The sequence below is a fragment of the Candidatus Dorea massiliensis AP6 genome (genome assembly GCF_964245105.1).
GTDB classification, from domain to species: domain Bacteria; phylum Bacillota; class Clostridia; order Lachnospirales; family Lachnospiraceae; genus Laedolimicola; species Laedolimicola intestinihominis.
Genome location: NZ_CAXTKW010000021.1, coordinates 1 through 13,128 on the forward strand (window position 1 = coordinate 1; position 13,128 = coordinate 13,128).

The following is a 13,128-nucleotide window of genomic DNA, read 5'->3' on the forward strand; positions in this document are numbered from 1 at the left end:
GAAAATTCATTCTGCAAGGCAATGTCAAAGCTGTATGCAAGCTGGGCGTTCTTTCCACGCTCGGCTTTTTCCACGGCGTTCCATAGGGTCTGACGGTCTGCGTATTCTTTCGGTGCATGGGACGGCAGGAGAATGTCGGAGCATATCACGCCGCCCTTGCGGGTGTAGTCGCTGTATTCGCCATAATACTCGCTATACAATCGCTCCCCGGCACGGTAGGCGGCAGAAGCAATAGCGGACTGTCCTGCGCTTCGCTTAGTCTGCGTGACGCTCAGATGAAATAGTGCCATCGGCTTTCTGCTCCTTTCCTCTGCTCGCTTGGTTGATGTGGGTAATCGCCATGTGACGGACGGCTCGCTGGACTTCGGGCAGAGAAAAGATGTACTCCATCAGCTCCGTCATTTCGGTGCGTGTGAGATCTTTGAACTCCGGGGCAAGGCTCTCAATCGTGCCGCCCAGATTGCAAAGACGGTGGGTGCGCTTTTGTCTCTCGCCTTTCTCCAGATACTTCTTTCTGTTCTCCAGACGCTCCAGCTTGTGCTGTTCCTGTGCAAGCTGTGTCTCGACCTGTTCCTTTTCGGCTCGGAGCTGTTCAAGGTTTTTCGGTTTTGCCATTTTTCGTGACCTCCTTTTTTGAAAATGGGGATAAAAAAAGACCGTCAACTTTTCGCAGATTGCGACCAGTCAACGGTCAGTTTTTCGGTATTCAGTTGTTGTGTTCAGTTCGGTAAATTGAAGTTGGTCAAAGTTGTTGGCGAAGATATTCCACAACATTTCCATTCGTATCATAGAAACAGATGTTTCCTACATTGAGGGGCAGGACAATGGCGAAAGGCTTGCCACTATCAATATCAATCACCTGAATGCCGTTGCCATCATCTACTTCAAGTCGAACAATATTTTGGGTATTCATTGAGATAAATGCCCTTTCGTTATTTCCCTCAACAACAAACTCTGCAATGTAATCATCAACCTCAACTATATCTCCACCACCACGGAAGAAATATCCAAAAGACAAGCCAGGGCGATTTACATAGACAGAAAAAGTGTGGTCTGTCTTGTCCTGTGGGTAAGAAATAAATGCAGCCATTGTGTCGGAAATGCTTCCATCAACAATCCAATCATCCAAAATTTTTTGAGATTGGCGAATGTCTGCTTCTAAACTGTTTGCGGTTTTACCAATGTCATTGTTTGCATAAAGGAAACCGAAAACCAACACACAAGCCAAAATAACACCCAAGAGGATTATGGGTAATTTCTTTTTCATAGAATCACACTCCTTTATCAAATTAAGATTCTTGATTTTCAAACTTGCTGGCGGCGAACGGTTTGTCAAAACCGTTTGCGGACGGCAAGTCCACAGGGGATAGCCGCTTTAGCGGCGCAAGGGGGTGTAGCCACCTTGACGGAACGAAGTGACGCAACATTCTCGGTCATGCAGTTTTCTTCTGCTGACGGAGAATGAAGCTCCGCAGGGCGCACTACTCTCGACAGAGAGTATAGAAGTGCGCCCTTTAGTTCCTAAAGGGATTTGCTCCGGCTTAACTTCTCGACAAACTGAAAGTTGTTTTACTTACGTTCCATAAATCCTATGATTGAAAAAATCAATCCTACAATTCCAATTCCAATAGAGAGTAGCTCCATTCCTGATGAGCAAAGAGTAATTACGATAGCAAAGAGTAATATTGCAATACCTAATCCGATTTTTTTCACTGTAAATCCCTCCTTTGAAAATTCCGATTTGTTTCTCAATTTCGTATTCAAATTATACCATAAAACTTGTGAACAATTCTACCGCAACTTTGGACTGTATGAGAAAAGTCCGGACGGTTTTCTGCCCGGACTTTCTCACTCAATCATAAATCAATTCCGCTTTCACAATCTCATCTGCCTGTGCCTTGCAAGCGTTCATCTGCCGCACCCATTCCATTTGGTTTTCAGCTTTCAGTTGCTCGGTCACGCCGTTTTGCTCTGCCAGTGACCGCACGATCAGCTCCATGCGGTTTCGTGCCGCTTCTTCAATCTCGGCGCAATGTTCAAAGAGCTTGTCGGATAGCACCAGTTCATTGAACAGTATCGGGCGGTGCATTTCTAGATACGCCTTGCGAAGTCTGCCGTAGTGTCCGATGGGCTTGGTCTTGCGGATAATGATGTTCGGGATAAGATAATCGCCGTTCCGTGTGTAAGTGATATTCATGCTGTTTGTACTCCTTTCATCGGCTCTCTCTGCGGTAAACTGCTGACGGGAACGAACACGCCCTTTGCAATATCCTCCGCACGAATGGCGGCTTTCTTGGCTTCGATTTCTGCCTTTTTTCTCCCCTTGATTTTGTCCTCGTATCGCTTCTGCGCTCCGCTGGCTTTCCGCTTCAAGTAGTTCTGATGAAGCCTGTCCTTGCGTTCCTCACGCTTGCGGATTTCCTCTAATTCTTCCGGGGTCAGCTCCACTTCTCCAAACGCTGGGGGAACGAATCGCCCAACAAAATTGAAGTAAATTTCGACCTCCTGTGTGGTCTGTATACTGCCTTTGCGGTCACGCTCATGCACAAGGATTTTCTCGATAAACTCGTTGAGCATGGCAATGGTCAGCTTGTCGAAGTTCTCGTACTTGTCAATCAGAGCGATAAAACGATCAGCGTCCTTTTCGTGCTTCTCATAGCTCTTGACAGCCTTTTCCAGAGCAGAGATTTCGGCGGTAAGCTCGGACTGTTCCTTTTCGTATTGAGCGTCCAGAGTGGCGTATCTGCTGTCGGACAGCTTTCCTAAAATGTTGTCCTCATAGATTTTGCAGAGCAGGACTTCCAGTTCGGAAACTCTCTGCTTTGCGGTGGCAAGGCGTGTCCGCTGTTTCCTGACCTCTGCCGTCTGCTGGCTGGACTGCGCTTCCTGCACCACTCGGACAAACTCGTCTCTGTCATGCTTCGCATACTCGGCAATAGCTTTGAGCATTTCGGAAACAAGGGACAGTACCACATCTTCATTGATACGGTGCTGGGTCTTGCAGAGCGTTCCGCAAGGAACTTTGGTGTACTGTGAGCAGGTGTATTGAGAAATGCGCTTGCCGTTGTTGGTGCGGTGGACATACATCTTGCCGCCGCAATCGGCGCAATAGAGCAAGCCCGTGAGGGGAGCTGCTTCGCCCCAGCCGTCCGGGTAGCGTCTGACATTCCCACGGATTTTCTGCACAAGGTCAAAGGTCTGCTGGTCAATGATAGCTTCATGGGTATTCTCGAAAATCGTCCATTCGTCCTCCGGGACATAATGGCTTTTCTTGTCCTTGAAGTGCTTTCGGGTCTTAAAGTTGATGGTGTGTCCCAGATATTCACGCTTTTCAAGAATGTTGCAGATGGTGGAAGAACCCCAGCCGTACACATCTTTGAAAGTCTTATTCTTGTTCACGCCCTCGCCGTGCTGGGCAAGGTAAGCGGACGGAATAAGCACCTTTTCCGATTTCAGTTTGCTGGCGATCTGATACGGACCGTAGCCGTCAATCGTCATGGAAAAGATACGCTTGACCACCTCTGCGGCTTCGGGGTCAACCAACCATTGGTCTCTGGCTTCGTTCCAGAGATAGCCGTAAATGACCGTGCCTGTGAGGTGCTTGCCGGACTTGCCTTTTGACTGGAAAGTGGAACGGATTTTACGGCTGGTATCTCTGGCGTAATACTCGTTCATAATGTTGCGGAAAGGGGTAAAATCATCGTCCCCTCTGGCACTGTCCACGCCGTCATTGATGGCGATAAGTCGCACGCCACGCTGACGCAGGATTTCCATAATCTGACCGACTTTCAGATAGTCACGACCCATGCGGCTCATGTCCTTGATACACAGATACTCCACATTCCCGGCTTCAACCTCTTTCATCATTGCCAGAAATCCGGGACGGTCAAAGCAAGTACCACTAATGCCATCGTCCGTGAAATGGACAATGTTTGTAAAGCCCTGCCGTGCGGCGAACTCCTCCAACATAGCCTTTTGATTGGAAATGGAATTGCTCTCACGCTGTTGGTCATCATCTTTGCCAAAGTCATCACGGCTCAGTCGTTCGTACAGAGCTGTGATTTTCTCGTTTTTTTTCATAACTTGCGCTCCTTCCTTCGGTTTTAGGTTGTGTGTTCTAAGAGACTTCCCAACCGCTTGATTAAGAAGTCTTTTAGAGCATACAACACCGGCGGCCAGCTTATATTTCTTATACTGGCGCACCGCAAAGTGATTTGGCTTCTCGGCTTCCAGTGCATCAAACATCAGGTCTACGGGGTTTTTGAACTCCTCGTCATCCTCCCGGACTTCCATGGCGTTGATGAACTCGATAAGAGTGGCAAAGTTTTGTTCTTCCACCGGGGCTTCATAGTGGATATATCCGATGAGGGCGCAGTACAAAAGCGTTTCCGCCTTGACCCAGAAATCATCTCCAGCCTTGCCTTCTCCCTTGGTATTCGCTATTAAAGTCGTAACCAGCTTCAAAATGTCCTTTTCGCTGTGCAGATAGGCAAAAGGATTGTAGTGCATGGACTTTTTGAAGTTGATGGTATTGAGAACCTTAATACGATAAGGCTCATAGACCACTTTGCCGTTTTTGTCCTTTACGGTCTCATAGACCGGATTGCCATGCCGGTCCTTTACCGGCTGATGATCCTTGCCCAGCTTGGGACGCATTTTCGGTGTACCGCGCTGGAGCATTTTGCCGCACTCCACCAAAATCGTGCCTTTGGGGTCTGTCACCACATAGGAACTGTGCATCTGCATCAGGTTCGGCTTTAGCCAGAACCGGGTCTTACCGGAACCGGAGCCGCCGATGACCAGCACATTTTTGTTTCTGGCAGTCTTGGGGTCCTTGGGGCGGCTGTTCATGGTCAGGCTCTCGGTTTTCGTCAGAATCACATTGTTCTGGAAAACCGGGTCTACATAAGGGGCGATGTCCTCATGTGTTCCCCAGCGGGCGGAACCATACTCCATGCCGTGGCGGTATTTCTTCGCATTTTTGCTTTTCAGATACACCGCCAGCCGCAGACCAGCGCCACAGCACAGGCCCACCAGTAAATCCAGCGGGTGCAGGCTGGGCCACCAGCTTGCCAGCGCCACCGGCAGCGTGGAGAAGAAGGAGAGCATTTTTGCTGAAGCGTCCGCGCCCTGTGCCATGCGCCATGCCTCCCCGAAGTTGGTGGCAAACAAGCCCATCAGGAGATAGGGCAGGTTCAAAATCAGGAGCTTTTTGATGTCAAGCTGCTTTTTCATCGTTCCAGCTCCTTTCGCTTGGTGCGGTCCACCACGGCATTTTTGACCAGCTCTTTGAATTGGTTCAGCTTTGCCAGCACAGACGGACGCTCTGTTTTCTCTGCTTTTTTGACCTTTTTGCCGGTGTACTCGGTAAAGGCTGCTGTCAGCGCATCCGCATCACGACCTTTGAAAAAGATCAGGTACTTGGGCGGGGAGCTGCTGCGGTCTTTCTTCACCGCATAATCCACACCGTATTTCCGGGCGATTTTCTCAAACTCCTTGATGGAGGGATCGGTTATTTCGATATTGGAAACGCCCTGGTTCTGACCAATGAGCTGCTTGACCGTCTGCTTACCCTGGGGCTTCACAGGCGCGTCCCGGCTTCTCTGCTTATTCAGCTTCTTTTCCTTGCGATGGGCAAGGTATTTACAAATGGCGGCCTTAAACAGCCGCCCGGTGAACTTTGTGCCGTTGACTACCAGCGTCAAAGTCCTGTTTTCCACTTCTTCCTGCATGGGATAACGCCTCCTTTCCACGAATTTTGCAGGGATGGTTCAAAAACTAAGGCGGGACCACCAGCCGCCGCAGAAGATACCGGGTCATCATATCATCAGCAGGATGCTGTCCCGCAGCTGGGCAAAATGCAGCTTGCCCTGGGGCGTTACCAGCGTATAGGAGCCGGTATGCCCGTGGTTGCAGTAGTCCTTGACGCAGAACAGGCCGTCGTTGGCAGGTTTTGCATAAGGCAGTACATTCCCGGATGGGGCGCGGTACACAAACCGCTGTTCCAGCAGGAAACGGACAAAACGACGCTCCGGCACAACCAGTTCCTTGGCGGTGGTACGGAGATTGGTGCTGTGCTTGAGGTCGATAAACAGGTCATAAAAGGCTGCCTTGCCCTCCAGCATGGCGTTTTCCTCCCGCAGCGCCGCATTTTTCTCGCGCTCGGCCAGCAGGTCGGAGCATAGCTTCATCATGGCTTCCGGGGAAGTGGCAACTTCCCACAGCTTTTCTCTGGTGATGTAAGCCCCATGCTTTCGGATAGAGGGCAGCACTTCATCGAACACCCAGCGTTCAAATCGTTCCGCAGAGGGCAGCTTACTGTGAACGATCAGGCGGTACACATCGCCTTCGGGAATAAATTTCATTCGCTGAATACCGCCGTTAGAAGGGGTCGGTAAAACGCAGACCCCTTTGCAGTGGGCTGTGATGGCATCAGCGGTACGTTGGTATCCAAGTGCTTTCGCAATATCCTTTCCGCAAAACAGCACTTTGCCGTCCAGCTCAAAAGTGCGGATACTGCCAAACTCCGGGTTTTTGAAAATTTCCATTTGGTTCATAGCGTAACCTCCTGTAAAAGTCGTTGTTGTGGGATGAAAAAAGACGGCCTTACCAGCCGCCTGCGTTCATATCGTGATTGACCTGTGAAGTGTAGTGGTTGCTGATGGTGGTGGGTGCGTTAAACAGCACCGTCAGCAGGTACTGCTTCATGTTGCGGACCTCGGTGGTGTTTTTCTGTAAGCTGTCCATGACAAACCGGATATGCTCGCTGTCCAGCTTCAAAAAACGGGAGCGCACCACCTCATGGGGGAAGTCGCTGCCAGCAATCCGGGTGGTTTTCCGCTTGGCGCAGACAGTCTCCACCATCAGCTCCACAATCTCGTCCAAATCCTCCCGATAGGTGGCAAACTCCCTGCACAGGTAGTCATACTCGATGTTCTCTAAAATCAAATCCCGATAATTTTCTATCTCGGAGACAGACATCGCATCCCTTCCTTTCCGTTCCGGCGGTCTTGCCGCCGCTGCGTCCCGGAAGGGAATGGAATCGGTACTTGATCCATGAGTAATTGATTTTTGAGTATTTGATTTCTCTATATTTAATTCTGTGGGCTTTTCCGTATCCGGTTTCTCCATATCCGGGTTTCCCGTATCTGGTGAAGCCGTATCCGGCTGGGGCGTATCCGGGTTCTTCGGCTGTGGCTGCTCGTAGATAACATACTCGGTATCACTGATCCGCCCCTGTTTGTCCCGCAGTTGATGACGGACAATGTACCCGGCAGCTTCCAGCTCCCGCAGCGCACCGCCAATAGCGTCCACGCCCTCTTTGCAGATGGCGGCAAGCCCTCTGGTGGTATAGTTCCAGTCCTCCGGTAAGGACAGCATCATGGAAAGCAGCCCCTTGGCTTTCAGGGACAGCTTCCCGTTGCGTAAATGGTGATTGCTCATCACGGTATAATCTCTGGTTCGTTCAATGCGAAATACGGCCATTGACCTCACTCCTTCCAAATTTCTCAGGGTATGAAAAAAGCCACAATCCTGTAAAAAGAATTGTGGCAGTCAGCTGTTTTGTTCACTTTTTCTGCGCCGGTAGGGGCGCTTGGGAATGGGCGGTTTGTCCAACAGGTCATTTCCCTGAGAGAATGGCAGAGTTTGCAGAACACAGTCAATCTCGCCGGATTCCATGCCATGCTGGGAATGGCAATCCTCCCGGATTGCTTCCCGGATTTCCTTTACAGTACACATTTCAATCCTTTCCTTTCGCAGTAATGATTTGTTTATGAGTGGCGGCGGCGCTTGTCCGGCTTAAAATCGAGGATATGTCCCTCAATCACACGGGCATACCGCTTGATTTTGATTTCCCGGCGCTGCTGGCTCAGGAGGGCGGCCTGATAGCCGTCCTCCGTAAGAAACAGCCGCATTTCATCACCGGGACTGCCGTAGGCACAGGAACGCAGGACGGAAAACTCAATCATCCGGCGGGTGTTGTCCTGAAAACGCTCCACGGCAAGAATGTTGTGTCCTTTCAGCTCACGGGCTGAAATATCTCTCATAGGCTGCTCCTTTCTCAGCGTTCATGTTGCTGTTGGCGTTTTTTCTGCCACTGTTCCAGCAGCTTGATAATGGTTTCCTGCATCCTTGCCGGAGTATAGCTCTTGGGAAAATACTTCCGCAGGGTGTCCGAGGTAAATGTCACTCGGTCCAGATCGCTTTTCTTTTCCTCTCCCATAATGGCCCGCATCACATCAATGGACAAATGCCCCTCATGGCTGAATTTCTTGAGCCGCTGGGCTTGAGAAAGAGAAGGGGTAGCCTGTTCGCTGTCCATCGCGTCCAAAAGCTGGGTCTGTTCCTCTTTTTTCAGGAACGACAGCTCATACGCCGGATTGAGGGCGATTTTTCGTTCATCGACCATATCCAGCAGTTCGGGAATCAGTTCGGTTAGGCGGATATAGCGGGAAATCTGGTTACGGCTTTGGCCGACCTGTTCTGCCAAAATTTCTCTGGATTCTTTACCAGCCAACTTCCGCCCAACTTGGGCGGAAGTTAAATCCATGCGTTCTCCCTGATGTCGCATAGCCTCCAGCTTCATCTTGTAGGCAAAGGCCCTTTCGCTGGGGAGCAGGCTTTCACGCTGCAAGTTGCTGTCCACCATAATGATGGTGGCAGCGTCATCGTCCAAATCCCGGACAATGACCGGCATGGTTTCTTTCTCAGCCAGTTCACTGGCCCTGTGCCGCCTGTGTCCGGCTACTAATTCATAGCCGCCCTCCGGGTCAGGTCTTGCAATCGCCGGAACCAGCACCCCATACTGCTTGATACTGTCCGCAGTCTCCATCATGGATTCATCATCCTTGACTTTGAACGGATGGTTCTTAAAAGGGTGTAGTTCAGACAACGGGATTTCCTGAATCTTCTCCAACCGTTCTTCCAAACGGCTTTCCACGGTGGAAAACAGGTCATCTACCGATGCCAGCTCTACTTTTTTCGCGCTGCTTTTCAAGTTTTGTCACCTCCTGCGTCAGATTTTTGTAGCTTTCAGCCACTTTGCCGCCGGGGTCATGGGCAAAAATGCTTTTTCCCTCGGCACTGATTTCCTTTGCCCGGACAGAATGGGGGATTTCCGTTCCAAATACCTTGATTTTGCTGCCGTAGGTTTCCCGCAGCAGGGCGGCGATCTCCTTGGCAAAGTTGGTGCGGTTATCCACCATCGTCAGCAGGATACCGTCAATCTGGAGTTTGGGGTTGATCTGCCGCTTCACCTTATTGACTGTCTGGAGAAGCTGTTCCAGGCCCTTAGCGGGCAAATACTCCGCCTGGACGGGGATTATGACCCTGTTGGCAGCAGCCAAGGCGTTGACCGTGAGCATCCCCAAGGAGGGCTGACAGTCAATCAGGATATGGGAATACTGTCCCTTGAGCGTGTCCAGATACTGCCGCAGGATGGTCTCTCGGCTCATGGCATTCACCAGAGAGACCTCCATACCAGAGAGCTGGATGTCAGCGGGCATCAGGTCAACGCCTTCCGGGTGGTGTAGGATGCCCTCGCCGGGTTTGAGTGGTTCATCCATCAGAATACGGCCCATCGCGTCGGACAGGGTAAAGGACAGCTTGTCCGGCTGGGGGTGGCCCAGGCTGATGGTCAGGCTGCCTTGCGGGTCTCCGTCGATCAGCAGCACCTTTCGTCCGGCCTGTGCCAGCCCGATCCCCAGGTTGGCACAAGTTGTTGTCTTGCCAACGCCGCCTTTCTGGTTGGCGATGGCGATGATTTGTGTGTTCACTTTGCAATCACCTCGTTTCTGGAATAAAAAAAGGGAGAATAGGGAGATTGGACGGAGATATGGACGGGCTGGCAACACAACCGGGCGGCGTATTCAGATGATTTTACGGCGGCTACGGGCAGAGTTGGAGGGTTTGTCCTATGAGCCAGCTACTTCCCTATGAGACAATCGTTAAGGCAAGCGAGGGCGACCCGGAAGCTGTTGCCGCCGTCCTATCCCATTATGCGGGATATGTCCGCTCTTGTGCGAAAATGGACGGACAGATTAACACGGATATGCAGGAGCATATCGTCAGGCAACTGATAGAAAGCCTGTTGAAGTTCCGCTTTGACCGCTAAACAGAAAAGTTGTATAATTAGAGCCTGACAAATTAAACTTCAATGAGGGTAGAGCAAATGGAACAGATTATCAATTATAGAGACATACCCACAGATAAAAGGATTGACATATTAAATGCTCTTGAGCGAATAGGTTTTTTTCCGGCATACGGCGGCGTGAGAACAATGCAGCAAATTATGGAAAAGTCAGTTCCAGGTTCAGGCCCACAATTCTATTTCGTTTTCCGTGAAAATGAGTTGATAGGGTACAATTTTCTCATTGGGGACACTAAGAAATATAAAGCGTTCCCATGGCTTGCTATTAGCAATATGGATGAGCAGAAGTTGACTGTTTGTGAAGAACTGATGAAAATACAAATTGCCTTTTTTGAAGAACTCGGAATGCAAAAGATAGCAGATCATTGCGTTAGGATTATGGAAGATTACAGAAAAGGAATTGGAAAGCGGAAAGAAAGCGATTGCAGATAAATTCCATTTGAAAAACGGCTGACAATTTAATACCGCCGCCCATCACAGCGGCAGATAAGCAGTAAATCTTGAAAAGGTTTACTGCTTTTTTTGCGCCCATTTTCAAAAATCTTTGGCAAACCACACCGCCGGATTGTTGTAGGGAGCAGACAGGGAAAATAAAAAAATTTTCGCTGCGTTTGCCAAAACGCCCCCTTTTCACCGTTGTAGTGGTGAACAGCGGGCAGAACACGCCGCCGCAATCGCTATATTGGTGGAGCAAGCCAGTATATCCGCAAACCAGAGCCGCCGAGGAAAGCGGTAGTTTTTTAGAGCAAGATTCTACCGCAGTACCAAAATTCGCTTATCGCTCATTTTGCCCCTGCGGGAATCTTGTTGGGGAGTGCCTTCCCCAAACCCTGCTTATGCGGCTTACGCCGCTGGAAAATCCCTCAAAATAATTTTTCGGATTTTTCAAAAACAGTTCCGCTTTACACCCTGTTTTTCTCCTATTAGTGAGAGGACACCACGCACAGCCGAAGGAGGTTTTACCATGCGAAAACGATATAACACGCCGCACCGCAGCCGGGTAGTCAAGACACGCATGACCGAGGAAGAATACGCCGAGTTTGCGGAAAGGCTTTCTGCTTACAACATGAGCCAAGCCGAGTTTATCCGGCAAGCCATAACCGGGGCAGCCATACGCCCCATCATAACCGTTTCCCCCGTCAATGACGAGTTGCTTGCCGCTGTCGGGAAGCTGACCGCCGAATACGGCAGGATCGGCGGCAACTTAAACCAGATAGCCCGGACGCTGAACGAGTGGCACAGCCCCTACCCGCAGCTTGCCGGGGAGGTACGGGCGGCGGTTTCCGACCTTGCTGCCCTAAAGTTTGAAGTCTTGCAGAAAGTGGGTGACGCTGTTGGCAACATTCAAACATATCAGCTCTAAAAATGCGGACTATGGCGCAGCGGAAGCCTATCTCACATTTGAGCATGACGAGTTTACCATGAAGCCCACCCTTGATGAAAACGGGCGGCTGATACCGAGGGAGGATTACCGCATTTCTTCCCTCAACTGTGGGGGCGAGGATTTCGCTGTTGCCTGTATGCGGGCTAATCTCCGCTATGAGAAAAACCAAAAACGGGAAGATGTGAAAAGCCACCACTATATCATCAGCTTTGACCCACGGGACGGGACAGACAACGGCTTGACCGTAGACCGGGCGCAGGAGCTGGGCGAGCAGTTCTGTAAAGAGCATTTCCCCGGACACCAAGCCTTAGTCTGCACCCACCCGGACGGGCATAACCACAGCGGCAATATCCATGTGCATATCGTCATCAACTCCCTGCGGATTTATGAAGTCCCGCTTCTGCCCTACATGGACAGACCAGCCGACACACGGGAGGGCTGCAAGCACCGCTGCACCAACGCCGCTATGGAATATTTCAAGAGTGAAGTCATGGAGATGTGCCACCGGGAGGGGCTTTACCAAATCGACCTCCTAAGCGGCAGCAAGGAACGGATAACCGAACGGGAATACTGGGCGGCAAAGAAAGGACAGCTTGCCCTTGATAAAGAGAACGCTGTCAGAGAAGCCGCAGGACAGCCGACCAAGCCCACCAAGTTTGAAACGGACAAGGCGAAGCTGCGCCGGACGATACGGCAGGCACTTTCCCAAGCTGGCAGCTTTGACGAATTTTCTTCCCTTTTGCTGCGGGAGGGTGTGACCGTCAAGGAGAGCCGGGGGCGGCTTTCCTACCTCACGCCGGACAGGACAAAGCCTATCACAGCCCGGAAGCTGGGGGACGATTTTGACAAGGCTGCTGTCCTTGTCCTGCTTACGCAGAACGCCCACAGAGCCGCCGAACAGAGCAAAGCCATACTCGAATACCCTGCCGCGGTTAAAAAGCTGTCACAAGGGGAAAAAACCACAAAAACCACCCCGGCAGACAACACCTTGCAGCGCATGGTTGACCGGGAAGCCAAGCGAGCCGAGGGCAAGGGCGTGGGCTATGACCGCTGGGCGGCAAAGCACAACCTAAAGCAAATGGCAGCTACCGTTACCGCCTATCAGCAGTACGGCTTTTCTTCCCCGGAGGAACTGGACGAAGCCTGTTCTGCCGCCTATACCGCCATGCGGGAAAGCCTTACAGAGCTGAAGCAGATGGAAAAGACGCTGAACGGGAAAAAGGAGCTGCAACGGCAGGTGCTTGCCTATTCCAAGACCCGCCCTGTCCGGGACGGGCTGAAACAGCAGAAAAACGCCAAAGCAAAAGCAGCCTACCGTCAGAAGTACGAAAGCGACTTTATCATAGCAGACGCAGCCGCCCGCTATTTCAGGGAAAACGGCATTTCCAAGCTGCCGAGCTATAAAGCCCTGCAAGCAGAGATTGAAACCCTTATCCAAGAGAAAAACAGCGGCTACAACGATTACCGGGCAAAACGGGAGGAATACCGCCGCTTACAGACTGTCAAGGGCAATATCGACCAGATTTTACACCGGGAGCGCAAGCCTGTGAAAAGGCAGGAACAGGAACGATAAAAACCGCCCCAAAATGTACCC

Annotated in this window: 18 protein-coding genes; 5 read left to right on the top strand and 13 right to left on the bottom strand. The window is 50.9% G+C overall.

The genetic code is table 11. The features are described 5' to 3' along the window. The 13 genes from ACESZP_RS16560 to ACESZP_RS16620 all read right to left on the bottom strand — a co-directional run. On the bottom strand, positions 1-290 hold a 290-nt coding region (locus tag ACESZP_RS16560; protein WP_499709794.1), incomplete at its 3' end, for a MobA/MobL family protein. Beyond that, entirely contained in the window at positions 256-615 is a 360-nt protein-coding gene (locus ACESZP_RS16565) for a DUF3847 domain-containing protein (RefSeq protein ID WP_055191773.1), read from the bottom strand. The genes ACESZP_RS16560 and ACESZP_RS16565, both read right to left, overlap by 35 nt. A 127-nt stretch (positions 616-742) precedes the next feature. Next, a complete protein-coding gene (locus tag ACESZP_RS16570; RefSeq protein ID WP_015516227.1) occupies positions 743-1,267 on the bottom strand; it encodes a hypothetical protein in 525 nt (174 codons plus the stop codon). A gap of 302 nt (positions 1,268-1,569) precedes the next feature. Then, positions 1,570-1,713 carry a DUF4337 domain-containing protein gene (locus ACESZP_RS16575; RefSeq protein WP_147327110.1) on the bottom strand — a complete coding sequence of 48 codons (144 nt, stop codon included), beginning with the start codon at positions 1,711-1,713 and terminating at the stop codon, positions 1,570-1,572. A gap of 139 nt (positions 1,714-1,852) precedes the next feature. Continuing rightward, a complete protein-coding gene (locus ACESZP_RS16580; RefSeq protein WP_499709795.1) occupies positions 1,853-2,197 on the bottom strand; it encodes a TnpV protein in 345 nt (114 codons plus the stop codon). Next, positions 2,194-5,235 carry a DUF4368 domain-containing protein gene (locus ACESZP_RS16585; RefSeq protein WP_499709796.1) on the bottom strand — a complete coding sequence of 1,014 codons (3,042 nt, stop codon included), beginning with the start codon at positions 5,233-5,235 and terminating at the stop codon, positions 2,194-2,196. Before ACESZP_RS16585 ends, ACESZP_RS16580 begins: the two co-directional genes overlap by 4 nt. Next, on the bottom strand, positions 5,232-5,732 hold the full coding sequence (locus ACESZP_RS16590; protein ID WP_154474034.1) for a PcfB family protein: 501 nt from the start codon (positions 5,730-5,732) through the stop codon (positions 5,232-5,234). The genes ACESZP_RS16585 and ACESZP_RS16590 overlap by 4 nt, the downstream gene beginning before the upstream one ends. An 87-nt stretch (positions 5,733-5,819) precedes the next feature. Then, a complete protein-coding gene (locus ACESZP_RS16595) occupies positions 5,820-6,557 on the bottom strand; it encodes a BRO family protein (RefSeq protein WP_499709798.1) in 738 nt (245 codons plus the stop codon). Between the two features lie 49 nt (positions 6,558-6,606). Next, a complete protein-coding gene (locus tag ACESZP_RS16600) occupies positions 6,607-7,485 on the bottom strand; it encodes a DUF6017 domain-containing protein (protein WP_499709799.1) in 879 nt (292 codons plus the stop codon). Between the two features lie 69 nt (positions 7,486-7,554). Then, on the bottom strand, positions 7,555-7,746 hold the full coding sequence (locus ACESZP_RS16605; protein WP_499709809.1) for a hypothetical protein: 192 nt from the start codon (positions 7,744-7,746) through the stop codon (positions 7,555-7,557). Positions 7,747-7,772: 26 nt separating this feature from the next. Beyond that, positions 7,773-8,048 (bottom strand): DUF5720 family protein, encoded by a 276-nt coding sequence (locus ACESZP_RS16610; RefSeq protein WP_226927869.1) that lies wholly within the window; start codon positions 8,046-8,048, stop codon positions 7,773-7,775. A 14-nt stretch (positions 8,049-8,062) separates the two neighbouring features. Further along, positions 8,063-8,998 carry a ParB/RepB/Spo0J family partition protein gene (locus ACESZP_RS16615; protein WP_499709800.1) on the bottom strand — a complete coding sequence of 312 codons (936 nt, stop codon included), beginning with the start codon at positions 8,996-8,998 and terminating at the stop codon, positions 8,063-8,065. Continuing rightward, positions 8,955-9,776, bottom strand: coding sequence for a ParA family protein (locus ACESZP_RS16620; RefSeq protein WP_455557372.1), 822 nt, complete (start codon positions 9,774-9,776; stop codon positions 8,955-8,957). The genes ACESZP_RS16615 and ACESZP_RS16620 overlap by 44 nt, the downstream gene beginning before the upstream one ends. A 140-nt stretch (positions 9,777-9,916) precedes the next feature. Here ACESZP_RS16620 and ACESZP_RS16625 point away from each other — a divergent pair, with 140 nt between their 5' ends. From ACESZP_RS16625 to ACESZP_RS16645, 5 genes are all read left to right on the top strand, one after another. Further along, positions 9,917-10,114, top strand: a complete 198-nt coding sequence (locus ACESZP_RS16625; RefSeq protein WP_005921293.1) for a helix-turn-helix domain-containing protein — start codon at positions 9,917-9,919, stop codon at positions 10,112-10,114. A 57-nt stretch (positions 10,115-10,171) separates the two neighbouring features. Next, entirely contained in the window at positions 10,172-10,582 is a 411-nt protein-coding gene (locus tag ACESZP_RS16630; RefSeq protein ID WP_015527903.1) for a hypothetical protein, read from the top strand. A gap of 68 nt (positions 10,583-10,650) precedes the next feature. Continuing rightward, entirely contained in the window at positions 10,651-11,022 is a 372-nt protein-coding gene (locus tag ACESZP_RS16635; protein WP_337678684.1) for a hypothetical protein, read from the top strand. Positions 11,023-11,114: 92 nt separating this feature from the next. Next, positions 11,115-11,513, top strand: coding sequence for a plasmid mobilization protein (locus tag ACESZP_RS16640; protein WP_002569238.1), 399 nt, complete (start codon positions 11,115-11,117; stop codon positions 11,511-11,513). Then, entirely contained in the window at positions 11,485-13,107 is a 1,623-nt protein-coding gene (locus tag ACESZP_RS16645; protein WP_002569237.1) for a relaxase/mobilization nuclease domain-containing protein, read from the top strand. Before ACESZP_RS16640 ends, ACESZP_RS16645 begins: the two co-directional genes overlap by 29 nt. Positions 13,108-13,128: the final 21 nt, after the last annotated feature.

What these genes read in the sequence shown, in the direction of transcription:
- ACESZP_RS16565 (WP_055191773.1), bottom strand. Translation starts at nt 615, where the DNA reads ATGGCAAAACCGAAAAACCTTGAACAGCTCCGAGCCGAAAAGGAACAG.
- ACESZP_RS16570 (WP_015516227.1), bottom strand. Translation starts at nt 1,267, where the DNA reads ATGAAAAAGAAATTACCCATAATCCTCTTGGGTGTTATTTTGGCTTGT.
- ACESZP_RS16580 (WP_499709795.1), bottom strand. Translation starts at nt 2,197, where the DNA reads ATGAATATCACTTACACACGGAACGGCGATTATCTTATCCCGAACATC.
- ACESZP_RS16585 (WP_499709796.1), bottom strand. Translation starts at nt 5,235, where the DNA reads ATGAAAAAGCAGCTTGACATCAAAAAGCTCCTGATTTTGAACCTGCCC.
- ACESZP_RS16590 (WP_154474034.1), bottom strand. Translation starts at nt 5,732, where the DNA reads ATGCAGGAAGAAGTGGAAAACAGGACTTTGACGCTGGTAGTCAACGGC.
- ACESZP_RS16595 (WP_499709798.1), bottom strand. Translation starts at nt 6,557, where the DNA reads ATGAACCAAATGGAAATTTTCAAAAACCCGGAGTTTGGCAGTATCCGC.
- ACESZP_RS16600 (WP_499709799.1), bottom strand. Translation starts at nt 7,485, where the DNA reads ATGGCCGTATTTCGCATTGAACGAACCAGAGATTATACCGTGATGAGC.
- ACESZP_RS16610 (WP_226927869.1), bottom strand. Translation starts at nt 8,048, where the DNA reads ATGAGAGATATTTCAGCCCGTGAGCTGAAAGGACACAACATTCTTGCC.
- ACESZP_RS16625 (WP_005921293.1), top strand. Translation starts at nt 9,917, where the DNA reads ATGAGCCAGCTACTTCCCTATGAGACAATCGTTAAGGCAAGCGAGGGC.
- ACESZP_RS16630 (WP_015527903.1), top strand. Translation starts at nt 10,172, where the DNA reads ATGGAACAGATTATCAATTATAGAGACATACCCACAGATAAAAGGATT.
- ACESZP_RS16640 (WP_002569238.1), top strand. Translation starts at nt 11,115, where the DNA reads ATGCGAAAACGATATAACACGCCGCACCGCAGCCGGGTAGTCAAGACA.